This is a genomic window from Paenibacillus sp. 2TAB26 (assembly GCF_052115145.1).
GTDB lineage: Bacteria > Bacillota > Bacilli > Paenibacillales > Paenibacillaceae > Pristimantibacillus.
Map to the genome: position 1 here is coordinate 1 of NZ_JBFRGC010000155.1, position 364 is coordinate 364.

Sequence of the window (364 nt, forward strand, 5' to 3'; positions counted from 1 at the left end):
AAGCAGCGCAAAAAGGATGAGAAGACGCGGCTGGAGGCCGAATACAGCGGCAAGCTGGAGGGTGCGGTCGCCAAGGCCATCAGCCAGTTCAAGAAGGCGCATCCCGAGCCCTGGTGGGAAATTATCCTGTTCAACAATTCGCCCGATGCGGCGAAACGCTTCGACGACCTTCGCAAGAAAAAGCCGCACCTGGGCCAGATCTACACCGGACTCGGCTCGAACAACACCGTCCATGGTGCCGACGCCCGGGTGGACGAACTGCGCATGGCGGCATCGGGCGAAAACCTGGCGCTCATGAAGGGCAACAAGAACTTCATCGTGACCTATGTGCCCGGGGCGGAACGCGCGGCGGAAACCCCCGACG

General features: G+C 61.5%; 1 protein-coding gene. It reads left to right on the top strand.

Going from position 1 to position 364, the window contains the following annotated elements:
* Positions 1–364, top strand: a 364-nt coding sequence (locus tag AB4Z50_RS36290; RefSeq protein ID WP_441887365.1) for a hypothetical protein, incomplete at both ends; no start/stop codon positions are given.